The organism is Corynebacterium sp. 239_CJEI (assembly GCF_001055995.1).
Classification (GTDB): Bacteria; Actinomycetota; Actinomycetes; order Mycobacteriales; family Mycobacteriaceae; genus Corynebacterium; species Corynebacterium jeikeium_D.
In genome coordinates this window covers 20144-44536 of sequence record NZ_JVOW01000030.1, presented here as the reverse complement: position 1 = coordinate 44536, position 24393 = coordinate 20144, and the positions used below count along the sequence as shown (strand labels likewise).

The following is a 24393-nucleotide window of genomic DNA, read 5'->3' as shown; positions in this document are numbered from 1 at the left end:
GGGGGGGGGGAGAGCTGCTGAGTACGGATTAAGTAGCAAAAGATCGCGGGCTGCAAATGTGAAACTGTGCGATTTTATGGCACTTTCAGGCCATTTTTCGAGCCATTTTTGTCATAAACGCGGTCACTACCCTCGAGTACTCCTAGCAGCGCTTAGCTTTCCTTGTTCGCGTCCCACAGTCGCTTGCCGACGAGTCCCGCGCCCCCAACAACTCCTGCCAGTAGTGCTCCGATCGAGAGCCACCGCATCGTGGCGAAGGTTACGGAGCGGAAGTGACGGTAGTCGTAGATAGTCCAACCCATCTTCTGGGCGTAATTCCGCAATTTGCGATCCGGGTTGATGGCCACGGCGGTGCCCACCATGGACAGCATGGGAATGTCGTTGGCGGAATCTGAGTATGCCGTGCAGCGAGACATGTCCAACCCGGAGGAGGCCGCCAGAGCCGCTACCGCGTGCTTCTTACCCGGGCCGTGGAGGATATCGCCCACCAGGCGGCCGGTGAACTTTCCATCTTTGACCTCGGCGACTGTGCCGAGGGCGCCGGTCAGCCCGATGTGCTTAGCGATAACCTGGGCCAGCTGCACCGGGGTGGCGGTGACCAGCCAGACCTCTTGGCCAGCCTGGATATGCAGTTCCGCCAGATCGCGGGTGCCCTGGTAAACGCGGTCGCTGATCTTTTCTTCAAAGATCTCTTCGCCGAGTTTGACCATTTCATCCACATCGTGGCCGGCGAAAAACTCCAATGCCTGTTCGCGGGCCTTAGCTACGTCGGCGGCGTTTTCCGCGCCCGAGATTCGGAATTTAAGCTGTTTCCAAATCATCCCGGCCAAATCGCGCTTCTTGATGAACCCGCGCTCGACCAACCCCATGGCAAAGAGGAAGATTGATGCGCCCTGGACAAGCGTGTTGTCCACATCGAAGAAAGCGGCTGCGCCTTGATCGCGTTCGACACCTGGAATGGGCTGCGAGAGCACACGTGCACCGCCAGCGGCATCTTCGGCACCCGCTACACTGCGAAATCCCGTAGCCAGTTCTTCGCCGCCGACGTCGTAGACCTCGCCGAGAGCTTCCAGCGCATTGGCGGCTGCTGCAGTACCAGCTTCCTCCTGTGCTTCATCATTGAGCGGAGCGAGAACTATCTGCTCGAGGAAATTGCGGACGTTACCCTGCGAGGACGCAAGGTCGCCCAGCATGTCGATGGGGAAGGGGGAGCGGTTGACGGCACTGAACTCACTCACGGTACGAAAATCTCTTTCCACGGTGTATGCAACTGATATCCGTTATCGGAAGCTCTTGTTGAATAGTATCCGCTCTTTAGGCAAAGCTGCGCGCTGAGATTCAAGGAGCGGATGGGGGGCAAAGATAAGAAGGGTCACTTTTGCAGGGGAAGTGCGGGGAGGGGGACGTCGTAAAGCGAAACAGTCGACCTTTAGACTGGCCGTTATGGTGACTGTGACGGTGATGAGTAGGAAGACGTGCGGTTCGTGCGCTCGCGTGATTGCGCAGATTGAGCCGCTGGTTCGGGACCAAAATGCGCAGTTCCAGGTGGAAGACGTCGATACCGATCCGAACTTGGCCATGGAATTTGGCGATCGCGTGCCGGTGATTTTGGTCAATGATGAGGAAATCGCTTGCTGGGAAATCGATGACGATGAGCTCCTGGAAGCGATAGCGGAGGTCGAATAAGTTCCCGAGACAGCTCTGCCGAACTGCTAGGAGCTGCGGGAACATGGCAGAATGTGGAGTAGCGGCAAAGAAGCAGTAGAGCGCTGCGAACATCGAGGTAGAGGCTAAGTAAAGTATGCCTTTGTTGTGGCGAGATGGCAGAGTTGTCTAGCGTTAACAGTCATAGCTGTGTGAAAAAGCCCGTAGCGGGGACTGTGAAGGAGCAATAGAGCGGTGATTGAGCGGTGAGTGTGCTTCTCGTCGGAATGTCGTACCGGTCTGCACCGGTGACCCTTCTTGAAAAGGTCTCTGTCGGTGAAACTGAGCGAGAGGCCATTTTGGCCCGTCTGATCGCGGATGAAGCAATCAGTGAAGCGATGCTGTTGTCGACCTGTAACCGCGTTGAGTACTACGTGGTGGCCAACGGCTTCCACTCTGGGCTATCGGCCGTGGTCCGTGAAATTGTCGGTCGTACTGGGCTCGAACTCGATGAACTGACGCCGCACCTCTATGTCCGGTATGCACAGGCTGCGGCGGAGCATGCTTTTTCGGTGTGTGCTGGTCTCGACTCGATGGTGCTGGGCGAACAGCAGATTATCGGTCAGATTCGCAATGCCTACCAGGAAGCGGACGAAGCCGGCACAGTCGGTCGCATGTTGCATGACTTGGCACAGAAGGCGCTGCACACGGGTAAGCGCGTGCACAGTGAAACTCTGATTGATAACGCTGGTGCTTCGATGGTCTCCGTGGCCATCGACGAGGCAGTTGCTGCACTGCAACCCGGATTCAACTCTGGTGTTGACGTCGCTGAGGGTACCGATATCCTGGCCGGACGTTCGGCTCTTATCCTCGGCGCCGGTGCGATGAGTTCGCTGGCCGCTAGCTACCTGGGGCGCTGCGGTATTGACCGTCTGATTATTGCCAACCGCACCGTTGACAGGGCGCAGAACCTGGCCAACCACTCCATCGAAGCGGGCATCCCCGCTACTGCTATTGCGTTGCATGATTTCGCCGATGTCCTCGATGATGTGGACATTCTCGTCAGCGCCACTGGGGCCATGACTCCCGTCGTTTCAGCTGCAGATGTTGTCGACCACGGCCCGCTCGCCATCGTCGATTTGTCTATGCCTCGCGACGTCGCGGAGGATGTCTCCGGGCTTGAGGGGATCGCACTCTTCAACATCGAATTGCTGCAGATGACTCGCACGGAGGTTCCGGGTCGTGATGATGAGGCTGCAGCGCGCGACATTGTGGCCGAAGAGTTGGAGTCCTACCTCACGGCGCAGCGCGCAAGCGAGGTAGCACCGACTGTTCGCGCTCTGCGTGAGCGCGCGGCGGATGTGGCGGCGGCTGAGCTCGCTCGCCTGGAGGCGAAGACACCGGGTCTTACTCAAAAGGAACGTCGCGAGGTCGAGTCCACGGTTCGCCGCGTCGTCGATAAGCTCTTGCACGCGCCAACGGTTCAGGTCAAGAAGCTTTCTAGCCAGCAGGGTGGTGGCAACTACGCGCTTGCCCTGCAGAAGCTCTTCGACCTGCCCCTATCCACCCCCTCTGGCCTGTATGCTGACACCGATATCCCCGCAGATCTCATGGTAGAGGGCCGAATTGGGCGGATGCAGGGATTTGAGCAGTATGGTCTTGACAGTAGTGCCATCATTGAAGGCGTTGCTGAAACCACCAAAAATTAACACCCGGAGGGAAACATGCCTGACCCAGCGACTATTCGTATCGGTACCAGGGGCTCGGAACTGGCCACGACACAGGCCGGTCACGTCCGTGATGCACTGATTGAGCTGGGACAGCCTGCAGAGCTGGTGATTGTAAAGACCGCCGGTGACCATAACCGCCACGACCCGGTGGAAAAGATTGGCATCGGTGTCTTCACCCAGGCGCTGCGTCATGCACTCCGCGAGGGGGTGTGCGACATTATCGTGCACTCGTTTAAGGACCTGCCGACCCTGCCGGAAGACGACATGATGGTCGCAGCCGTGCCGGAGCGCGTCGATCCGCGAGAAGCGCTGATTTCCCGCGATGCCACGCCGCTGATGGACCTGCCTGAGGGGGCTCGTGTGGGTACCTCCGCGCCGCGTCGTGTCTCTCAGTTGCGTGCGCTGCGCTCCGACCTGGAACTTGTACCACTGCGTGGAAACATCGAAACCCGCATGGGGCGCGTCTCTGAGGACTTGGACGCTGTCATTCTGGCTCGCGCTGGGCTGGAGCGCACGGGTCGCCTCGGAGAGATTGCGGAATCCCTGGACGTGGACGTCCTCATACCGGCCCCGGCTCAGGGCGCCCTGGCGCTGGAGTGCCGCACTGCTGACCGCGAAATTGTGGATATTCTGCGCAAGATTGACCACCCGGTGTCCCATGCCCGCGCTGTCGCTGAGCGCGCGGTACTCAATGAGCTGGAAGCGGGCTGTACCGCTCCGGTCGCGGCCTACTCAACCGTGAGCGACAGTGGTGAACTCACCCTGCAGGCGGGGGTGTTCGCACTCGACGGTTCGCGTCAGTTGCTCGAGACCGCTACCGCAAACGTGGATAAGGCCGATGAGCTTGGCCGGAAGGTTGCGGCGGCCCTGCTCGAACGGGGTGCTCATGAGGTAATGGGCGATACCCTGCGGGAATCTCAAAAGTAGCCGGTTAGTTAATTTGGCTCAAACCCTTTATGCTAATAGGCCTGTATGCATGCCGTTGGGATAAGGGTTTCCTTCGTGTGCTCGCATGTGAGATTCAGGTGTCCACCTGCCCCTCACATGCGTTGGCGCATGTCCGCTTTCTTCCTTAGAGACTCATCGGCACGAAAAGTGAACAACCAATAGAAAAGAAATCACTCCGCAACGATGAACACCTCCCTCCCCTCAGCAACGGGACGCATCCTGTTCGTCGGCGCTGGTCCTGGAAATCCCGACCTGCTGACGCTTCGCGCCCGTGAGATTCTCGCAGACACCGCTATCGCCTACGTCGACGCCGATGTCATGCCGGGGGTTCGAGAGCTCGTCGCAACCGATGTGCCTGTTCCTCCCGAGCTGCTGAAGGAAGCCGAGGAAGAGTATGAGCGCATGTGCGCCGCAGCCAAGGCCAAGGGGTCTCGTCGTAAGCCGCCGCGTCCGGCACCACCGACCGCCGCAGATTTGCGCACGCCTATCGACGATCCCAAGAAGATGGCCAACCTGCTCGTCGAAGAAGCCGCTAAAGGCAATGACGTGGTGCGTTTGGTGGCAGGCAATCCGCTGACCAACGATTCGCTGCTGGCCGAAATCAACGACGTCTCGCACGCCGATGTTGAGTTCCAGATTGTCCCTGGCATGTCCGTGCCCTCCACCGTCCCGGCATTTGCCGGTATCGCGTTGGGCTCGACGTACACGGAGACCGATCTCGGTCGCGCCGATGTGGACTGGGACGAGCTGGCCCAGGCACCACAGCCGCTGGTACTGCAGGCCGTGCAGGACGACCTGTCCGCCATTGCAACTGAGCTCGGCGAACGCGGCCTGCCGTCGTCGTTGCCGGTGTCGGTGACTGTCAACGGTACGACTCGTCTGCAGCGCACCTACGACGTCACGCTGGGCACCTTGGCGCAGCTCTCGGGTGACCTGACCGGTCCGCTGGTGGTCACGCTTGGCAAGGGTGTGGACAATCGTTCGAAGTACTCATGGTGGGAAAACCGCGCTCTCTACGGATGGAAGGTGCTGGTCCCACGTGCCAAGGCGCAGGCAGGCCCGATGAGTGCCCGTCTCGTTGCGCACGGCGCCATCCCGATTGAGGTCCCGACCATCTCAATCGAGCCACCGCGCAGCCCGGCGCAGATGGAACGCGCCATCAAGGGGCTTGTCGACGGCCGTTACCAGTGGGTTGTCTTCACTTCCGTCAACGCCGTCACCGCAGTGTGGGAGAAGTTCCAGGAATTCGGCTTGGACGCGCGCTCCTTCGCTGGGGTCCGCATCGCAGCCGTCGGCCATCGCACCGCCGCTGCCATCCGCGATCTCGGCATCACTCCGGAGCTGCTTCCGGATGACACTCGTCAAAATGCCGCGGGCATTGTCGACGTGTTCCCGGAGTACATCGAGGATCTCGATCCGGTCAACCGCGTGCTGCTGCCGCGCGCCGATATCGGCACCGATGTGCTTGTCGACGGTCTGATTGACCTGGGCTGGGAAGTTGATGATGTGGTCGCTTACCGTACCGTGCGGGCAGCGCCACCGAGTGCGGATATCCGCGACATGATTAAGTCCGGTGGCTTCGACGCAGTGTGCTTCACCTCGGGGTCGACGGTGAAGAACCTGGTCGGCATCGCGGGTAAGCCGCATGCTCGCACCATCATTGCCTGCATCGGGCCGATGGCCGCAGCCACGGCTCGCGAGTACGGCCTGCGGGTAGATGTCGTGCCGGAGCGCGCAAGCATCCCGGAGCTGGTGGATGCGCTGGCAGAGCATGTTGCGCAACTGCGGGCGGCAGGGCAGCTGCCACCACCGCGCAAGAAGCGCCGTCGTTCGCGTAAAACCAAGGACTGAGCAGGGGCGTACCGGAGCGAGTTCGCGTTTTGATTAAGGTTGTCTTTATGACTACATCTGGAGCTTCTGAATCATCCCGCGAAATCGATCTCGAACAGTTTGGATTTCCTCTCCCGATTCGTCGCCCACGCAGGCTGCGCACCAACCCGGTGATGCGTGCGATGACGGCGGAGACGACACTGACTCCGAAAAATCTCATCCTGCCCATGTTTGTTGCAGATGGGATTGATGAGCCGAAGCCAATCAGCTCCCTGCCCGGGGTAGTGCAGCATACCGAGGACTCCCTGGTAGAAGCTGTGCGCGAGGCTGTTGAGGCAGGTATCTCGGCAGTTGACCTCTTCGGTGTCCCGCTGGATGCGGACAAGGACGGCGAGGGCTCTGAGTCCTGGAATCCGGAGGGCGTACTCAACCGTGCCCTGCGTCGTCTCCGCGACGAGTTCGGGAATGACATTTTGATTATGGCCGACACCTGCCTGGATGAGTTCACTGACCACGGCCACTGTGGTGTGCTGGGCAAGGACCGCTTCGGCAACACGGTCGTTGAGAATGACCGCACGCTGATTAACTACATCAAGATGGCCGTTGCGCAGGCCGACGCCGGTGCCCATATCGTGTCCCCTTCGGGCATGATGGACGGCCAGATTGCCGCAATTCGCGAGGGCTTGGATGCCGCTGGCCATGAGGATGTCTCCATCATGGCGTACTCGGCAAAGTACGCCTCCGCCTTCTACGGTCCATTCCGTGAAGCTGTGGGCAGCTCGCTGCAGGGTGATCGCCGTACCTACCAGCAGGATCCTGCAAACCGTCGTGAGTCCCTGCTTGAAGTGCAGCTCGACGTTGACGAAGGTGCGGACATGGTGATGGTCAAGCCGGCCATGAGCTACCTGGACATTCTGCGCGAGGTCGCGGATATGTCGCCGGTGCCGGTTGCCGCCTACCAGGTCTCTGGTGAGTACGCGATGATTCACGCCGCTGCCGCCAACGGGTGGATTGACCTGGATGCTGCGATGATGGAGGCAGTACTGAGCATTCGCCGTGCCGGTGCGGAGCAGATTTTGACCTACGCAGCGGTGGACTTGGCGAAGAAGCTGCGCGCCCAGTTCTAATTCGCTCGGGTGAACGTGCAGTAGCAAATATCGAGAAGTGGACGGATGACTAAAGAAGAGAAGAAGCCCGCAATTCCCGAGCAGGTCGAGGGAGCTAGGCAGGCGTGGCGGGTTACGGCCGTGTTGCAGCTGCTCGTCGCTGCGGTAGCTACGGTGACCTACTGGCTGCATCCGGAAATGCTGATGAGCCCCTCAACCGCTAAGGAGAATTTCCCGGGTTTCAGCGAGGGCCAGATTGATGCTGCCATGAAGGCGACTATCGTTATCGCGTTCTTTTTCGCAGTGGGGCTTTGCATCGCGTTCTTCGCCATTATCGAGCGAATGCGCAAGGGGAGCGAAGGTGCTCGCACCGTGCTGGTTATCGGCTCGCTTTACCTGGCACTGTCGGCGCTGATGTCCTTCTTCTCTTCTACGGCTTCAGAATCGGGAGTGCCGGCATCCCTCGTTCTTATCAGCGGAATTGTGCGAATCGCCTCGGCCACTGCCGCGGTAGCGGGTCTAGTGCTCGCCGCTTCGAAGGAATCCAAGGACTACTTCGATCATCAGCGCCCGTCGAAACCGTGGACCCCGTCCGCTCCGGAATCGCATCTGCCGAGAGCGTCGAAGCATGGCGCTGATCCAAAGCGGCAACAGCAGCTGGGCCAGTCACAGCCCAAGCAATCCAAGCAGCCTGAGGAGTCCAAGCGATGATGTCCCTGCCGAGTCGGCCCTGGCAGTGGGTGCTCTTCGTCGCGCTCATCGCCCAGATTGTCCTGAGCTTGATACTGGTCACCGGCGACTATTCGCAGGCTCCCGCCGCCGTTGGCCGCGATATCTACATCGTCGCCGGTGTGACGCTGGTCTGCTCGCTTATTGGTAGCGGCTGCTTGCCGACGGCCACTGAGTTCAAACTCTCCCGGAACTGCCTGCTCATCATGGTGATTATCACGGCTCTCGCCATGTTCTTTGCCATTATGGCTGGAGCGCTGACTGTATGGGTTATCGCGCCCAGCCTGGCGATGGCGTGTGGACTACTGTTGCTCTATCGTGAATTAGCGCTCACGCGCGCCAACCAGCCACAGGATTAGACGGAAAGTTTCAAAGGCCATGAGTGACACCGGTGAGTTTGATTTCTCTCTGGACAATCGCGTTGAACAAGCGATTGTGGATGCCAAGGTCGCTGCTCGTAAGGCATTGCCACGAAGCCGTCAGGACATCGACGAAGAAAGTGCCCATCAGCGGCTTGCACACCGCAGAGGCCAGTCCAACACAGCTTTCGCACTCATCCTGGAGAACTTGGAAAACGCCGAGAGCGCTGAGCGTGCTGAGCATGTTTTGGAATCCTTTCCAGATGTGACCGCCTCTGTGGTCTACAAGCCCGGACGCGCGTGGATTACCGCGCCCGATACCATCGATCCGAATCAGTTCATCGAAGCTCTCCGCGAAATTGGGGTCGAGTCGTACCTCACGCGCAGCACGCTTCGGCGTCGTGCAACTCGGCTGGATGTGTCACAACATCGCCGTCCCGCTGTTCCGGCTGCCGCTCAACAGAATGAGGAGGAGCGCATTCGCCGTCGTGAAGCGGCCTTGCGCCGAAGCGGCGGTGGCGCGGAAGTACTGTTCACGGCGCGTGAACTGGTGACCAAGCAACGCTTTTGGGGAAGCCTGTTCCTATCGATTCCGGTGCTGGTGACGTCGTTGAACGTCAACTGGCAGTTCCCGGGTTGGCAGTGGATGTGTCTTGTGCTGACCACGATTGTGGTGTGGTGGGGTGGTTGGCCGTTCCACCGGGCAATGGCGGCGTCCCTGCGTCGGCGGATGTCGGCGCTGGATGGGGCGAGCTCCATTGCCATCCTGCTGGCGTGGCTGTGGTCGCTAGCGCAGCTTATCTTTGGTCCCGCGGGACAGATTGGATATACCACTGCGCCCACTTGGTTTGCTTTCAACTACCGGGAAAGCGCCTCGGCAGAGGTGTTTTTCGACGTTGCGTGCGGCCTGACTGTGCTGTTGCTAACAGGTCGCATGTTTACGCGCTACAACAAGGTGCGTACTGGACAAATCTTGCGCAACCTGCGCATTCCAGCTGAGCGAAACGTGACAGTCGTGCGCAAGAGCGCTAAATCCGCGGAGCCGAAACGGGTGGAGGTGACGGTCGCGGAGCTCAATATCGGTGATGACATCGTGGTTCCACCGCACTCGGTGATTCCGGTTGATGGCTCAGTCATCGGTGGTGCGTCCACGATGGATGCGCAGCTACTCGGTATCGGCGTTGAACCGCAGAAGGTCAAGGTCAATTCCAAGGTTTGGGCCGGTGCAATCAACCTGGATTCGGAGCTCAAGGTGCGCGTGGAACGCACCGGTTTCAAGACCCGGGCGTCATCGATAGCGCGCTGGCTTCGTCAAGCGGTTCGAGAAGAAACGGTGATGCACCAGACCGCAGTGCACTCGGCATCAGAGCTGGTGCCATGGACGCTGTCGTTGGCGGGCGTGGCTTTTTGCGGCTGGTGGCTGGCGACTGGCACGATGAGCGGTGCCCTCGCGGTGGCGCTGGCTATGCTCTCGGGCATCGCGCCGGTGGCATTGGCAATGTCTACGTCGACCGTGCAGCGCATCGGGATTCTGGCCGGTGCTAGTAACGGAATCTTGATTCGTGGCAATGAGACTTTCCGAAAGCTGGCCGCTGCCGATGTGGTGATTTTTAACCGAGTTGGAACGCTGACCGAGGGTGACACCCACGTGCTCGGTGTCGCCGCTGAGCGCAATGAAAATCCGGATCTGGTTCTGCGTGTGGCGGGCGCTCTCATGATGGAGAGCAACCACCCGGCATCAGCGGCAATCGTGCGCGCGTGCCGTGTATCCCGCGACGCCGGTTCCGGCGGTGGCGAGGTGCCGCACTGGATTGAGACTGTACACGTCGCAATTGCGGAAGACGGTGCGTTCGTTGGCCAGGTAGAGATCCCGGTGAAGGACTCGGACGACAAGTTGGAGATGCGCTTTGTTGAGGGGCGTGTTTGGCGTCCGCGTGATCTCACTGCACTCAGCGAGAAAATGGCCGTGGCTGCGCTCAGTGGCGGTACTCCGATGGTGGTGTCGTGGCGTGGCAAGGTCCGTGGTGTCATCACCATTGGTGAGGACATTAAGCCCGATGCGGTCGAGAGCATTGACCAGCTTGAGGATATGGGCGTGGACACCATGATGATCACGCGAGATCCGTATCCAGTAGCCCGTCGTTTTGCTGACCGGCTGAATATCTCACGAGTATTCGCGGGCATCATTGCCTCCCGCAAGGCCATTGCGGTGCGTTCGGTCCACAGTGACGGCGAGACTGTCGTGATGGTTGGCGACAAGGACATCCGGGACTCTCTGCGTGCCGCTGACGTGGGTGTTTTGATGGACAACACCGAAGGCAATCAGAATCTTGATGTTGATTACGCCGATGTCGTGGCACTGCGTAACAACGTGTTGTCGATTCCGGAGGCCATTGAAATCGCACGTGCTGTGGTGCGGATGATGGACTCCAACATCTACTTTGCGTGGTTCTACAACGTTGCGGTCATCCTGCTGGGTATGACCGGTATGATTCACCCGCTGCTGGCATCGCTTTTGATGATTTTCTCCAGCTTGTGGATCGACTGGCGATCCCGTCGAGTGTCCTCTCGCCGCAAGCATCTATTCAGGGTGAAGCTGGGACGTTGGTAGGGCAGGGTAGCCCTTCATCCGAGTGGCCGTCTACGATGGTCACCGTGACTCAAGACATTAATGCTCCTCATGTCCCAGAAAACGTTGAGCTCACCGATCGTTCGGCAGAGTTCTTTACGCAGGCTCAGGCAGTGACGCCGGGTGGCGTGAACTCGCCGGTCCGCGCCTTCGGTTCCGTCGGTGGCACCCCACGTTTCATTGACCACGCCGCGGGCTCTCGTCTCGTGGATGTTGATGGCAACGAATATGTGGACTTGGTCTGCTCGTGGGGTCCAATGATTCTGGGCCACGCGCACCCGGCAGTGGTGGAGGCCGTTCAGAGCGCCGCCACTCGCGGTTTGTCTTTCGGCGCTCCGACGACGGCTGAGACCGACCTGGCTCGTCACATCGTTGAGCGCACGTCGGTAGATGAGGTGCGTCTGGTCAACTCCGGCACTGAGGCCACTATGTCCGCAGTACGCCTGGCTCGCGGTTTCACTGGCCGTTCCAAGATCATCAAGTTCGCCGGCTGCTACCACGGTCACGTGGACGCGCTGCTGGCATCGGCCGGTTCCGGTGTCGCTACTTTTGGTCTGCCGGATTCGCCGGGTGTCACCGGTGCATCGGCTGCCGACACCATTGTTGTTCCTTATAACGACATTGAGGCCGTCAAGGCCGCATTCGCTGAGAACCCGGGCGAGATTGCCTGTGTCATCACTGAGGCGGCAGCGGGCAACATGGGTACCGTCGCACCGCAGGACAACTTCAACGCGAAGTTGAAGGAAGTCTGCCACGCAGACGGCGCACTGCTGATTCTCGATGAGGTCATGACTGGCTTCCGCGCTTCCTACAACGGCTGGTACGGCATTGATGGTGTGGCCGGTGACCTGACCACCTTCGGCAAGGTCGTCTCCGGTGGTCTGCCGGCAGCTGCCTTCGGTGGTCGCCGCGACGTCATGGAGTACTTGGCTCCGAACGGTCCGGTGTACCAGGCAGGCACACTCTCCGGTAACCCGGTCGCTATGGCAGCTGGACTGGCCAACCTGGAAAATGCCACGAAGGATGTCTATGACACCGTCGCAGCCAATGCAGATCGCCTGGCCACGATTCTGTCCGACGCCCTGACCAAGCAGGGCGTGGCCCACCACATTCAGCGTGCGGGCACGATGCTCTCGCCACGCTTCGCTGAGGGCGAGGGCCATAACTTTGAGCAGATGCAGGCAGCGGATACTTTCCGCTACCCGGCTTTCTTCCACGCCCTACTGGCCAATGGTGTCTACCCGCCGGCTTCTTGCTACGAGACCTGGTTCGTCTCCGCTGCGCTGACCGACGCCGACTTCGAAATCATCGAGCGTGCAGCAGCCCGCGCGGCCGAGGCGGCGGCAGCCGCCAAGCCGGAGTAGGTGACACGTGTCGAACAAGACCAATTCGCAGGCCGAGCAGCAGGCAGCACAGCAGGAATCGCAGCCGACACCGCCGGAAAACCAGGCGTCTAAGCGTGCAACAAAGCACGCCAAGACCACGGTCGTACATCTCGTCCGCCACGGCGAGGTTTATAACCCGGATAAGATTCTCTACGGTCGCCTGCCCGGCTGGCACCTGTCTGAGCGCGGTCAGCGTCAGGCAGCGGCCACGGCCGCGTCCTTCGAAGGCCACGACATCCGCTACTTCGCCTGCTCTCCGCTGCAGCGCACGCAGGAAACCTCACGGCCCTTCACCGAGGTAATCGGCATGAAGCCGACCCTGGATGAAGATTTGCTGGAGGCTGGCAACTCCTTTGAGGGTTTGCACATCAAGGGCATTGACTCCGCACTGTGGAATCCGAAGTACTGGCCACGACTGCGTCGTCCGAGCGTGCCCAGCTGGGGCGAGCCCTACGAGGAGATCGCGGACCGTATGTTCCACGCCATCGAGCGAGCCCGCGAGGCCGCCGAGGGAGCGGAAGCGGTGCTGGTGACACACCAGCTGTGCATCATTGCAGCTCAGCGTCGTGCGCGGTACTTGAAGCTCGCCCACAACCCGGCAACTAGGCAGTGCGATCTGGCCAGCGTGACCTCCTTGGTCTTCGTCGGCGACACCATTGTCGACGTGCGCTACAGTGAACCGGCCGGTCACCTGTAAGGTGAATAAATAGTTTTGTTGAAGTTTCACTGACCCCCGGAAGGTGGCACCCCAAGTGGCCAAGGTCTCATCGTCCCGAATTGCAGCAACGCTAGCGGCAGCAACTCTGTCTCTGTCGCTCGCAGCATGTAACCCCGGAGATTCAGTGGGACACGATGCCGTTGCCGTCGGCGGTCAGTTCGAGTTTGTTTCTCCAGGGGGTCAGCAGATCATTGACTACGCACCCGAGGAGCGCAAACCGGTCGGCAAGGTGTTCGGTCCTTCTCTAGAGGACGACGACAAGAAAATCTCCCTCGATGACTTCAAGGACCAGATTGTGGTCCTAAACGCCTGGGGGCAGTGGTGCGCACCGTGCCGATCCGAATCGGATGACCTGCAGTATGTCCAGGAACAGATGGAAGAGCAAGGTATCGGCACCGTTCTCGGCATCAACGTCCGCGACAATGTCCGCCAGGCTCCCATCGACTTTGTGAAGGACAACGGCATCACCTACCCGTCCATCTATGACCCGGCCTTCGTCAACGCCAGCGCACTCGGCGGCATCCCGGCTTCGGTGATTCCGACAACCATCATTCTGGACAAGCAGCACCGCCCGGCCAAGGTCTTCCTCCGCGAGGTCGATCACACCATGCTGATGAAGGCTGTTAATGAAGTGAAGGCGGAGGGCTAGGCCCCAGCATGGGAACTCTTGCCATGGACACGATTTATCTTGCCGATGGCATCGGCCAGCAGTTCGCCGACGCCGCCACCGGCGGTCCCATCCTATTAGGCCTGCTCGCTGCTGCGCTGGCTGGTCTCGTCTCGTTTGCCAGCCCGTGCGTCATTCCGCTCGTGCCCGGTTACGTCTCGTATCTCACCGGTATTTCCGGAGCATCGGGGGCGCAGGGCCAGGGCTTGACGACGGGCACTGCGGACGCAACCGCCGTCGATAAGCGTGACGGCGATGGAGGGCGTGGCAAGCGTTCCGCAACTGCCCGCGTCGGCCTGGCTGCGTTGCTGTTCGTGCTGGGCTTCACTGTCATTTTCGTGCTGGGGTCGGCCTCAATTTTCGGGCTCGTGTCCACGCTGCGTCTGCAGGCGCGCACGCTGACGATTGTCGGTGGCGTGGTGACCATCGTGATGGGACTCGCCTTCATGGGCATGGTGCCGGCGCTGCAGAAGGACACCCGCATGGCGCCGAAGCGCTGGACCACGTGGCTGGGAGCGCCACTGCTTGGCGCGGTGTTCGCGCTGGGGTGGACGCCGTGTCTGGGCCCGACGCTGACTGCAATTATTTCGGTGTCCGCGGGCACGCAGGGTATGACCGCGGCCAGGGGAGTGGCGCTGATTATCGCTTACTGCCTGGGGCTGGGGCTGCCGTTCATTTTGGTGGCGCTGGGGTCGGCACGCGCGATGCGTGGAGTGGACTTCCTGCGTAAGCACTCGCGAACTATTCAGCTCATCGGTGGTGTGGCGCTGGTGCTGGTCGGAATTGCCCTGGTCACGGGACTGTGGGATGTTTTTGTTGCCTGGGTTCAGGCCGCTTTTATTACTGATACGGTAACGCCAATTTAGTGAAAGATTTTTCGATGTCGGTGAATTGGAATAAGGTACGACAGCCCTTCCAGCAGGTCTGGAACTGGTTGACCAGCATGCGCACAGCGCTGATTCTGCTGTTCATCCTCGCTTTCGCAGCGGTTCCGGGCGCCCTGTTGCCACAGCGCTCGCTGAATAAGGACAAGGTCGACCAGTATCTAGCCGCCAACGGCAAGACCGCCGAGATCATGGATAAGCTGCAGCTTTTCGATGTCTTCTCGTCCGTCTGGTTCGTCGCCATCGTGGCATTGCTGCTGATTTCCCTGGTTGGCTGCATTATTCCGCGCACCATCGACCACTACAAGGCCATGAAGACGCCACCGGCCAAGGCGCCGAAACGGTTGGCGCGTCTTCCGCTTCACGACGAAGCCGTGGTCGATGCCTCTGCGGATGAAGTTTCTAAGCGGGTGCGTGAGCGCCTGAACAAGTGGGCGTTGACCGAGACTCCAGCAGATGAAGATCGCGCTGGGGCACGATCCTTTTCCGCGGAGAAGGGATACCTGCGTGAGTTTGGCAACCTGGTGTTCCACCTGGGCATTGCGCTGCTGATTATCATCGTCGGCTTGGGCCGCATGATCTATTACGAGGGTCAGGTCATTTTGCTGACCAACACCGGCACCGAGATTTCTGACGACAACGTCAATAGCGCGGTGGGCGTTCCGTTCTGTAACACCGCTGCTGCGAACTATGACTCGCTGCGTGCTGGCAACACCTTCGACGGTACAACTCTGAACCCGTTCTGTATTCAGGTCGATGACTTCTTCGCCGATTACCTGCCGAACGGTCAGGCCAAGATGTTTACCTCTCATATCCGATTCGCAGAAGAAGAGGATATGCGCAAGCCGGTCGATGAGTGGGAAAAGACCACGCTGCAGGTCAACCATCCGCTGCGCGTCGCCGGTGACCGTGTGTACCTGCAGGGGCACGGCTTTGCCCCGGCCTTTAAGGTGACCTGGCCGAATGGCGAGTCGCGTACGTCGATTGTCCAGTTCCGTCCGGATGATCCGACCTTCTTCCTGTCCTCTGGTGCGCTGCGCTTCGACCCACCAGCAGGCATGTACCCGGACTTGTTCGAGCGCCGCCAGAACCAGATTGCAATCGAGGGACTGTTCGCTCCGACCGCGGAGTTTACTGGTGAAAAGGGTGCTCTGCTGCAGTCCTCTTACCCGGCGATGCAAGACCCGGCCGTGGCTGTCGACATCTACCGCGGCGACGCGGGCTTGGACACCGGTCGTTCGCAGGGGCTGTTTTCCCTCGACCGCGATCTGATGCACTCGGGTCAGCTGGCTAAGGAAGCCCGCGTCAACCTCAAGCAGGGCGAATCCACCGAGCTTGCCGACGGCACCAAGATTGAATTCCTCGGTGCGAAGGAATTCGTCAACTTGCAGGTTTCGCACGATCCCACGCAGTTCTGGGTGCTGGTGGCAACTGTGGCCGCACTGGCGGGCATGGTTCTTTCGTTGGGCATTAAGCGCCGACGTGTTTGGGTGCGCATGTTCCCGCTGGAAGATGGCCGCACTCGCGTTGAGTTCGGTGGCCTTGCCCGCACCGACAAGGCAGGTTGGGGCGAGGAGTTCCAGTACATCGTAGATGACATCCTGGAACGTGACAGTGATGACGAGGATGCTGCTGACAACAATGCTGCGACCGACGAGAGCGCGGACGACAAGGACAAAAGCTAACTGACCACTAAGTCTGGTCCATCATTACTGCAGGGTGAATGCGCGGGGGCGAGAATTGCGCCTCCGCGCATTTTTGCGTCCCCCGTGTCCCCGGTCCCCTTTTGCTTAGTCCTGCTTTAGTACTAGGGTTTGAAGAAGTATTCCGCTAATTCCACACTTTGGAGCCAAGTACATGCTCGTCAATAAGACACTGGCGCAGTTTTCGGACTGGTCGTACTTCACGGCCTTCGCCTTTTATCTTGTGGCCTTTGTTATTTCCATTGCCTACTACAGTCGTCGTATCGCGGCCGCTGAAGCGAAAAGCCAGGTTGCGGAACGCGAGCTGGTAGCCGCCGGTGCGGGTGAGGGAGCTACCACCGCTAGTGTTGCTGACTCTGGGGAGTCGGCGACGAAGTCGTCGGCAAGCGAGCCTAAGAACCAGGTGCTGACGAACCGACTCGGCGTTGTGACGGAAATGCTGATTTACGTCGGGGTGGCCGTGCACTTTGCATCGGTGCTGCTGCGTGGCCTGGCCGTGCAGCGTTTCCCGTGGGGCAACCTCTACGAGTACGTATCAGTTTCAATCCTCTTTGCTATGGCAATTGCAGCTGGCGTACTGCATCGTGAAACCATGCGTGTGTTCTGGCCGTGGCTGTTGGCTCCGATTCTGGCGCTGATGTTTTACGGTGGTAAGAACCTATATGTTGAGGCTGCTCCGGTGGTGCCGGCACTGCAGTCGATTTGGATTCCGGTTCACGTCTCGATTATTTCTATCGGGTGCAGTATCGCACTGATTTCCGGTGTTGCCTCGATTCTCTACATGCTGCGGATGTACAACCGCGAGGGCAAGGAAAAGGGCTTCCTGGGCAAACTGGTCGCGCCGCTGCCGGATGCTCAAAAGCTGGATGCGATTGCTTACCGCACCGCTATTTGGTCCTTCCCACTGTTCGGTCTGGGCATTGTGCTGGGCGCTATCTGGGCCGAGTCCGCATGGGGTCGTTACTGGGGCTGGGACCCGAAGGAGACCACGGCGCTGATTACCTGGATTATCTACGCCCTGTACCTGCACGCTCGCGCGACTTCGGGTTGGCGTAATACCAAGGCCGCGTGGATCAACATCTTCGGTTTTGCCACCATGGTGTTCAACCTCTTCTTCATCAACCAGGTGGTTTCGGGCCTGCACTCCTACGCTGGTCTGAACTAAGTCTTCACACTTGTACAAAGCCGGCATCGCCGGGTGAACTAGAATCGCTTCCATGCGCGTTCTCGTCACCGGTGGTGCCGGCTTTATTGGTTCCAACTTCGTTCTCCGCACTCTGGCTACACGGCCCGATGTGAATGTCACGGTGCTGGACGCTTTCACCTATGCCGCGAACCCTGCGAGCTTGGATGGCGCGGACTGTGAAATCATCCGCGGCGATGTTCGTGACGCGGAGCTGATCGATCGCCTCGTGCCCCGCTTCGACGTGGTCGTCCACTTCGCCGCAGAGAGCCATAACGACAATTCGCTGGTGGATGCCGATCCCTTCGTCACCACTAATGTCATGGGCACCGTGAATCTGGCCAAGGCTTGCGCCACCCACGACGTCCGCCTTCACCACATCTCCACCGACGAGGTCTTCGGCGATCTCGCTCTCGACGATCCAGCACGCTTTACGACGGCCACCGCGTACAAACCCTCCAGCCCCTACTCGGCCTCCAAGGCTTCAGCGGATCACTTTGTCCGGGCGTGGGTGCGCAGCTTCGGGTTGGTTGCGACGATTAGTAACTGCTCGAACAACTACGGGCCGAGGCAGCATCCGGAGAAGCTGATTCCCCGCCAGATCTGTGGTCTGTTGCGCGGTCGTAGCCCTCGCGTGTACGGCACTGGCGAGAATGTTCGGGACTGGATTCACGTCGATGACCACAACGACGCGGTCTGGGCAATCTTGGATTCTGGCGAGGTGGGGGAGACCTACCTGATTGGTGCCGATGGCGAGCGTTCCAACCTCGACGTGGTCGGAGACATCCTGGAGGGCTTCGGTCGTGAGCGGTCCGACTTTGTCCATGTCACTGACCGCCCGGGGCATGACCGTCGTTATGCGATTGACCCCGCATCCATCCGCAGCCTTGGCTGGCAGCCGCGCTACCAAGACTTTTCCGCGGGGCTCGCCGAGACCATCGACTGGTATCGCGCCAACGAGTCCTGGTGGGCGGCGGCCTACGATGCCGCTGAGGCTGGCTACGCGGAGCGCGAGCAGGAGTTGTAGTTCGCTGCTGGGGCATGCCTAGCGAACCCTCAACGCACACTCAGTGCACACTCAACGCGTGCCACAGCCTCAGCCCGGGCGCCCCGTCTACACTTGTTACCCATGAGCCCTAAGAGCACATTCCAGCCCACTTCTATCGACGGCGTTTTCACCTTCGAACCGGTCATCCACGGCGACAGCCGCGGTAGTTTCCACGAGTGGTATCGCCTCGACGCATTCGCCGAGGCCACGGGCTACCCGTTCTTCCCGGAGCAGGCCAACATGAGTGTCTCCGCCGCAGGCGTTGTCCGTGGCCTGCACTTCGCTGACGTCAGCACCGCGCCAGATGGCCACCCCGGCCAGGCGAAGCTGGTTACTTGTCCCGCGGGCCACATCCTCGACATTGCGGTTGACCTGCGTCGCGGCTCCGATACCTTCGGCAAGGTCGAGGTTTTCGAGCTCGACAGCAAGACCCGCCGAGTGGTCTATCTGCCCAACGGCATCGGACATGGCTTCGTCTCGCTTGCCGACGACTCTGTGCTCACTTACCTCACTTCCACCGGTTACAACCCGGAGGCAGAGCGTGCTGTTAGCATCCAGGACCCGACTCTCGGAATTGACCTGGCTGCGCTGCTGGCCAAGGGTGGTCTCACCGACGCGGACATGATTCTCTCCGAGCGCGATCAGAAGGCTCCGACTATCGAGCAGTTCGAGGCCGAGGGCAATAAGCTCCCCAGTGAGTTTGACTGCAAGGATCTTGAGAACATGGCTCGCGACGAGTGGGCAATCGCCAACGAAGCGGCCGGGCAGTAAGGCAGAAAGGCGCGAGCACTATGAAGGGCATCATCCTCGCAGGTGGTACGGGCTCTCGGCTGTTTCCCATCACACTTGGCGTAAGCAAGCAGCTGGTTCCCGTCTATGACAAGCCGATGATCTACTACCCGCTGAGCACGCTGATGCTAGCGGGAATCAGGGACATCCTCGTCATCACCACGCCACATGATGCCCCGCAGTTTGAACGCTTGCTTGGCGACGGCTCGCAGTGGGGCCTCACCCTCACCTTTGCCACCCAAGACGAGCCCCGTGGTCTCGCTGAAGCGTTCATCATCGGTGCGGACCACATCGGCGATGACTCCGTTGCCCTCATCCTCGGCGACAACATCTTTTACGGTGCTGGCTTGGGCACGCAGCTGCGCCGCTTCCATAACGTCGATGGCGGAGCGATCTTCGCCTACTGGGTCGCAGATCCCACAGCCTATGGAGTCGTGGACTTCGACCAAGACGGCAAGGCCGTGGCGATCCAGGAGAAACCGAAGAAACCACGCAGCCATTTCGCGGTGCCTGGTTTGTACTTTTATGACGCCGAGGTTGTAGAAATAGCTCGCTCGTTGCAACCGTCGTCACGCGGCGAATTGGAAATCACGGATGTTAACCGCGTCTATTTGGAGCGCGGAAAACTGCAGGTAGAGGTGCTGCCGCGCGGCACGGCGTGGCTGGATACCGGCACGGTGGACAATCTGATGGCCGCGGGCGATTTTGTGCGCACAATCGAGCAGCGGCAGGGGCTAAAGATTGGCTCGCCGGAAGAGGTGGCGTGGCGCATGGGATTCATTGACGATGCTGCGCTTAGCGCGCGTGCCGACGCCCTCAGCGCCAGTGGCTACGGGGAATATCTGCAGCAGTTGTTGCTGCGTGGCAAGGACGTTTAGTCAGTTTCGCCGGGATTATCGGGGTTGTCGTCCTGCTCCCGTTCGCGCCGCTCCTGTAGCTCCTGCTCACGTTTACGGCGATCGAATTCGGCCTTCTTGAGCTTCCAGAGGAACTCCGGATCATCGTCGGGAGCGAGCGGACGGGGTTCCGGTTGCGGAGCGGAAATACGTCGCATGCCGTTGCCGCGACTGCCGGGACCAAATGCCTTCCACAGCATGACTACGACAAGGATGATGAACAGCAGCAGAATGAGCCGACCCATGTAATAGCTAACCTCCTGGATTTACCGACTAGAATACGCAACGAGTCCAGTAGTGCCCACGAGGGGTATCGCACTGCATGCGGTACGGCGTACAGAGTCCGTTAGGGTACAAAGGAACGTTGGACACGAACAGCCATGGACGCTAACAACGCCCGGGGCGCAGTACAGGCGTAACACGTAGAGGTGAGGGTTTAATGACCAATCCAGCAGAGCAGGACAAGTTGGCTTCTGAGGCTGAAGTGGAGTCGACTCAGGCTCCGGCTTCAGCAGCTCCGAAGCAGTCAGCTCCTAGCTCCAAGAATGCTGGTCGCGGCAATGCCATGAAGGGTCTGTTCTGGTACGGCCTTGCGCGTCTGCTGCTGTTCCTGGTGCTGTTCTTCATTCTGCTCGTGATTATCTACCTCGTTAATGTGCAGATTCCGGCCGCAATTACGGCTGTGTTCGCACTGATTATTGCGATGCCGCTGTCGGTTTTTGTGTTCCCGAAGCTGCGCGTCCAGGCCAATGAGTCTGTTGCAGTGTGGTCGGAGAACCGCCGCGCGCACAAGGAATACATTGCGCAGCAGATTAAGGACCGCGAGGAAAACTAGCGCACCTTCTCCAGGGCCCGCTCGATAGCCCGGTTCACCGCTTCCGGAGCCTCGAGCGGCAACATGTGGCCGGCCCCGTCGACTTCAACCAGTTCGGCGTCCGGCCACTTTTCCATAATTAGGTCTGCTTGCTTGCGCGGAGTGACATCGTCCTTCGTGCCCACCAGTACCGCTCCTGGCAAGCCCTCCAAGTAAGGCCCGGATGCGAACTCGTCGTGATCCTGCAGGTCGTCGAGATATCCCACGAAAGTTTCCAGCGGTGTTTCATTAATCATGGCCGCGTGGAACTCGATGATCTCGTAGTCCGTGCGCCGGGCGAACACCGCCACCGCCAACGACGGCGCCATCAGTGACGCGATTGCCTCGCGGAACTTGCGAATCTCCTTCGGCGAGGACTCAATTGCATTGCGCGCCGCATCCGCCACCGGGGACGCCAGAATCTGCGGCACACCCTGGGCGGCCAGCTTGTCGATAGACGTGGAAATCAACACTACGCCTGCTATCCGACGGCGAATGCTTTCCTCGGCAGCCCGCACCATGTGCAGTGCAATCAAACCGCCTAGCGAATGCCCAACCACGATGAGTTTTCCGGTCGCGGCACGCTCGGCGATCACGGCCAGCGCATCGGCCGCAGCCCCTTCGACCGTGCAGAGTGAAGCCGGAACCGCTCCGGTCAGGCCGTGGCCGCGCAGATCCATAGTCAACAGGCGTGCTTCCGGGTGCGACTTGCGCAGCGCGTTGAACTGCCGGTACCAGGACTCACCAGCCAGGGTGAAGCCGTGGACGAAGACGATGGTCACGGGTTCTTTGGCGGGTTCGCTAGGTTCAACCTCGTACCAGTGCACCGGAATATCGGTGGTGACAGCATCCGGCTTGTCGCTGGCCTTCCGCTCGTCGTCCTTGGCCGCAATCTCGGCCGTGACCGGTGCGGTCTTGATATGCACCACGCCGGTTGACGTGAGATCGGTGAGTCCCGGTTCACGGGTCTGCGAATGCAGCGCACCGTGCTCCAGCGCCAGTCGGCGGCGTCCCGATTTGGTCAAACGCAGAGCAGCGCTGCGGGCGAAAGCTGGAGCCTTGGCTGCTGTGTCGCCAACTCGGGTTGCGGCCTCCTGGACGTCGTCAAGCGCCTTGTGCGTCAGTGTGCGGAAGTCCATCGGTACCCCCTAGCTGAGCGCGAGTGCGAGTGCCGTAATGACGGACCAGGCAAGCATCATCTTGCCGGTAAGCCCCAGTACCGGGATGAGCTCCTTGCCCTTCTTATGCATGCGAATTGGCTCGGAGGCCTTCACCCACAGCGGCACGATGAGCAGACCCACCAGCGCCCATGGGCGCCAGAAAGCGATAAAGCTGCTGGCCAGCGCGGGCATGAGGGAGAGAATCTGCCAGACGATGCGGGTGCGGAAGTCGCCCAGGCGAACTGCCAAGGTGATCTTGCCGGTAGCGGCGTCGGTGGGGATGTCGCGCAAGTTGTTCGCCAGGTTCACGGCAGAAGACACCGAACCAATACCAATTGCGCAGGCCAGGCCGACCCAAGACAGCGAGCCCGTCTGGGTGAATTCCGTGCCGAGCACCGCGACGAGACCGAAAAAGACGAAGACCGAGACCTCGCCAAGTCCGCGATAACCGTAGGGATTTTTACCGCCGGTGTAGAACCACGCAGCCGCGATGCACAGTGCACCGACCAGAATGAGCCACCACGCGCTCATCAGGGACAGCGCCACACCGGCAAGACCGGCGACACCAAAGGAACCGAACGCCGCGTACTTCACAACCTTCGGCTCGACCAGACCAGAACCCGTCAGGCGCAGCGGGCCCGAGCGGTCATCGTCAGTGCCGCGGATGCCATCGGAGTAGTCGTTGGCGAAGTTCACGCCCACAATCAACGCCCACGCGACAACCAGCGCGAGCACCGCACGTCCCCAGATAATCGGCGCGTGCGTCGATGCCGCTCCGACACCGACGATGACCGGCGCAAACGCATTCGCCCAGGTATGGGGGCGCGCGCCTTCCAGCCAATCGCTTAACGACGCCGTTGCAGGACTCTTTGGTGCTTCAGACATGAATTAATAATAGGACGTGACACCAAATGCCTTGAACTAATGCGTGTCTGAATGAGCTAAAAGAGCGCCGCGACTTTCTTCCGGTCGACCTTGCCCGGACCAATCAGTGGCAGGACCTCCACGCGACGCAGGTCCTTGGGAATCATCCAGTGATTGATTCGCCCGGCGTCTTCAGCATCGCCGAGCCCGTCCATGACATCGCCGAGCTCAGCGATGCCTTCATACGCTGCGACGATAGCGTGGCCGAGCCTTGGGTGTGGCACACCGACCACGCAGGCTCCCGTAACTCCATCGATGGCGAGCAGTTCACGTTCGAGGACTTCGGGGTGCAGCTTCAACCCGCCGGAGTCGATGATGGTGTCCAGGCGTCCCGTAATGACTAGTCGGCCATCGTGGATCTCGCCCGCATCGGAGGTGGCGAACCAACCTGGTTTATGGAAAGCCTCGTGACTGGGCGCGTTGCGGTAACCGTGTGCAATCATCGGTCCGCCCAGCCAAACGCGACCATTTTCGATGGCGACCTGTGCACCTTCGATGGGCTGTCCGTCATAGACGCAGCCGCCGGCTGTCTCGGAGGAACCATAGGTGGTCACGACGTTGATGCCGAGTTCTTCGGCGCGCGCTGCCACCTGCGGGTTCAAGGCTGCGCCGCCGACAAGGACAGCATCAAACAGGCGCAGGGCTGCCGCGCCAAAGGGTTCTTCCATGGCCTTGGCCAGCTGCATCGGAGCCAGCGAGGTGTAGGCACGGTCGCTGGTGAGGGCCTCGGCGCCGTCGGCGAATGCGGCAACATCAAAACCGTCGGTCACATCCACACACACCGGATCCGTGCCAGCGAGCAGCGAACGAATGAGAACCTGCAGGCCAGCGATATGGTAGGCCGGCATCGCCAGCATCCACTGTCCTTCACCGCCGAGCCACTGATGTGTAGCGGTAGCAGAGGAGACCAAGTTATCCACCGTCAGCTGTGCACCCTTCGGTGTGCCGGTGGAACCGGAAGTGCCGACAACAAGCGCGATGGACTCATCAATCGGCTCACCTGCGCGTTGCGAGTTCCGCAAGATTGAGGCGCGCGTGCCGTCGTGAAGCGGAACGGGAAGAAGAGAGACCTCACCGTCCAGCGCGGCGCGGAGGTCGGGCAGGATGGCGGTCGGGTCGTGGGGATTGACGGAAAGCAGGCTGAGCGTACGCACAACCCAAACCATAGCCCGTGTTGTGCCGTAGTTTCTGGTGGCGAGGTCGGAACA

At 60.1% G+C, this 24393-nt stretch carries 23 protein-coding genes; 18 read left to right on the top strand and 5 right to left on the bottom strand.

Going from position 1 to position 24393, the window contains the following annotated elements; genetic code table 11:
* Window positions 1-152 precede the first annotated feature (152 nt).
* Window positions 153-1277: an HAD family hydrolase gene (locus ADB08_RS08285; RefSeq protein WP_049172365.1), complete on the bottom strand. Its 1125-nt coding sequence runs from the start codon at window positions 1275-1277 to the stop codon at window positions 153-155.
* Window positions 1278-1443: 166 nt separating this feature from the next.
* On the opposite strand from ADB08_RS08285, the gene ADB08_RS08280 reads away from it, so the two are divergent.
* From ADB08_RS08280 to rfbA, 17 genes are all read left to right on the top strand, one after another.
* The gene (locus tag ADB08_RS08280; protein ID WP_038627544.1) at window positions 1444-1686 is read left to right on the top strand and encodes a glutaredoxin family protein; all 243 of its coding nucleotides are present in this window, start codon (window positions 1444-1446) and stop codon (window positions 1684-1686) included.
* Window positions 1687-1910: 224 nt separating this feature from the next.
* Complete coding sequence (locus tag ADB08_RS08275) at window positions 1911-3353, top strand: glutamyl-tRNA reductase (protein ID WP_049172363.1); 1443 nt, start codon at window positions 1911-1913, stop codon at window positions 3351-3353.
* Between the two features lie 15 nt (window positions 3354-3368).
* Complete coding sequence (hemC, locus tag ADB08_RS08270) at window positions 3369-4301, top strand: hydroxymethylbilane synthase (protein WP_016421987.1); 933 nt, start codon at window positions 3369-3371, stop codon at window positions 4299-4301.
* Between the two features lie 204 nt (window positions 4302-4505).
* Window positions 4506-6173, top strand: coding sequence for a uroporphyrinogen-III synthase (locus ADB08_RS08265; RefSeq protein ID WP_016421988.1), 1668 nt, complete (start codon window positions 4506-4508; stop codon window positions 6171-6173).
* Between the two features lie 47 nt (window positions 6174-6220).
* The gene (gene hemB, locus ADB08_RS08260; RefSeq protein WP_049172406.1) at window positions 6221-7279 is read left to right on the top strand and encodes a porphobilinogen synthase; all 1059 of its coding nucleotides are present in this window, start codon (window positions 6221-6223) and stop codon (window positions 7277-7279) included.
* 45 nt (window positions 7280-7324) lie between these two features.
* The gene (locus ADB08_RS08255) at window positions 7325-7969 is read left to right on the top strand and encodes a hypothetical protein (protein WP_016421990.1); all 645 of its coding nucleotides are present in this window, start codon (window positions 7325-7327) and stop codon (window positions 7967-7969) included.
* A complete protein-coding gene (locus tag ADB08_RS08250) occupies window positions 7966-8346 on the top strand; it encodes a hypothetical protein (RefSeq protein WP_016421991.1) in 381 nt (126 codons plus the stop codon). The genes ADB08_RS08255 and ADB08_RS08250 overlap by 4 nt, the downstream gene beginning before the upstream one ends.
* Window positions 8347-8365: 19 nt before the next feature.
* Window positions 8366-10957 carry a heavy metal translocating P-type ATPase gene (locus ADB08_RS08245; RefSeq protein WP_016421992.1) on the top strand — a complete coding sequence of 864 codons (2592 nt, stop codon included), beginning with the start codon at window positions 8366-8368 and terminating at the stop codon, window positions 10955-10957.
* 35 nt (window positions 10958-10992) lie between these two features.
* Window positions 10993-12339, top strand: a complete 1347-nt coding sequence (gene hemL / locus ADB08_RS08240) for a glutamate-1-semialdehyde 2,1-aminomutase (protein WP_016421993.1) — start codon at window positions 10993-10995, stop codon at window positions 12337-12339.
* 7 nt (window positions 12340-12346) lie between these two features.
* Complete coding sequence (locus ADB08_RS08235; RefSeq protein WP_016421994.1) at window positions 12347-13057, top strand: histidine phosphatase family protein; 711 nt, start codon at window positions 12347-12349, stop codon at window positions 13055-13057.
* Between the two features lie 55 nt (window positions 13058-13112).
* Window positions 13113-13727 (top strand): TlpA disulfide reductase family protein, encoded by a 615-nt coding sequence (locus ADB08_RS08230; protein ID WP_016421995.1) that lies wholly within the window; start codon window positions 13113-13115, stop codon window positions 13725-13727.
* 23 nt (window positions 13728-13750) lie between these two features.
* Entirely contained in the window at window positions 13751-14611 is an 861-nt protein-coding gene (locus ADB08_RS08225; protein ID WP_042389096.1) for a cytochrome c biogenesis CcdA family protein, read from the top strand.
* Between the two features lie 14 nt (window positions 14612-14625).
* On the top strand, window positions 14626-16314 hold the full coding sequence (resB, locus tag ADB08_RS08220; protein WP_016421997.1) for a cytochrome c biogenesis protein ResB: 1689 nt from the start codon (window positions 14626-14628) through the stop codon (window positions 16312-16314).
* Between the two features lie 172 nt (window positions 16315-16486).
* Window positions 16487-17497, top strand: a complete 1011-nt coding sequence (gene ccsB / locus ADB08_RS08215; protein ID WP_016421998.1) for a c-type cytochrome biogenesis protein CcsB — start codon at window positions 16487-16489, stop codon at window positions 17495-17497.
* A 52-nt stretch (window positions 17498-17549) separates the two neighbouring features.
* Window positions 17550-18542 (top strand): dTDP-glucose 4,6-dehydratase, encoded by a 993-nt coding sequence (gene rfbB, locus ADB08_RS08210; RefSeq protein WP_016421999.1) that lies wholly within the window; start codon window positions 17550-17552, stop codon window positions 18540-18542.
* Window positions 18543-18644: 102 nt separating this feature from the next.
* A complete protein-coding gene (locus ADB08_RS08205) occupies window positions 18645-19334 on the top strand; it encodes a dTDP-4-dehydrorhamnose 3,5-epimerase family protein (protein ID WP_016422000.1) in 690 nt (229 codons plus the stop codon).
* Window positions 19335-19354: 20 nt separating this feature from the next.
* On the top strand, window positions 19355-20230 hold the full coding sequence (rfbA, locus tag ADB08_RS08200) for a glucose-1-phosphate thymidylyltransferase RfbA (protein ID WP_049172360.1): 876 nt from the start codon (window positions 19355-19357) through the stop codon (window positions 20228-20230).
* Here rfbA and ADB08_RS08195 read toward each other — a convergent pair.
* Window positions 20227-20493, bottom strand: a complete 267-nt coding sequence (locus ADB08_RS08195) for a hypothetical protein (protein ID WP_016422002.1) — start codon at window positions 20491-20493, stop codon at window positions 20227-20229. The two genes, rfbA and ADB08_RS08195, sit on opposite strands and share 4 nt — an antisense overlap.
* Before the next feature lie 194 nt (window positions 20494-20687).
* Here ADB08_RS08195 and ADB08_RS08190 point away from each other — a divergent pair, with 194 nt between their 5' ends.
* The gene (locus ADB08_RS08190) at window positions 20688-21083 is read left to right on the top strand and encodes a DUF4229 domain-containing protein (protein ID WP_049172358.1); all 396 of its coding nucleotides are present in this window, start codon (window positions 20688-20690) and stop codon (window positions 21081-21083) included.
* Here ADB08_RS08190 and ADB08_RS08185 read toward each other — a convergent pair.
* From ADB08_RS08185 to menE, 3 genes are read right to left on the bottom strand one after another with little or no spacing between them, the layout of a single operon-like run.
* On the bottom strand, window positions 21080-22240 hold the full coding sequence (locus ADB08_RS08185; protein WP_016422004.1) for an alpha/beta fold hydrolase: 1161 nt from the start codon (window positions 22238-22240) through the stop codon (window positions 21080-21082). The two genes, ADB08_RS08190 and ADB08_RS08185, sit on opposite strands and share 4 nt — an antisense overlap.
* Window positions 22241-22249: 9 nt before the next feature.
* Complete coding sequence (locus ADB08_RS08180; RefSeq protein WP_016422005.1) at window positions 22250-23146, bottom strand: 1,4-dihydroxy-2-naphthoate polyprenyltransferase; 897 nt, start codon at window positions 23144-23146, stop codon at window positions 22250-22252.
* 56 nt (window positions 23147-23202) lie between these two features.
* On the bottom strand, window positions 23203-24351 hold the full coding sequence (gene menE, locus ADB08_RS08175; protein ID WP_016422006.1) for an o-succinylbenzoate--CoA ligase: 1149 nt from the start codon (window positions 24349-24351) through the stop codon (window positions 23203-23205).
* Between the last annotated feature and the right edge of the window lie 42 nt (window positions 24352-24393).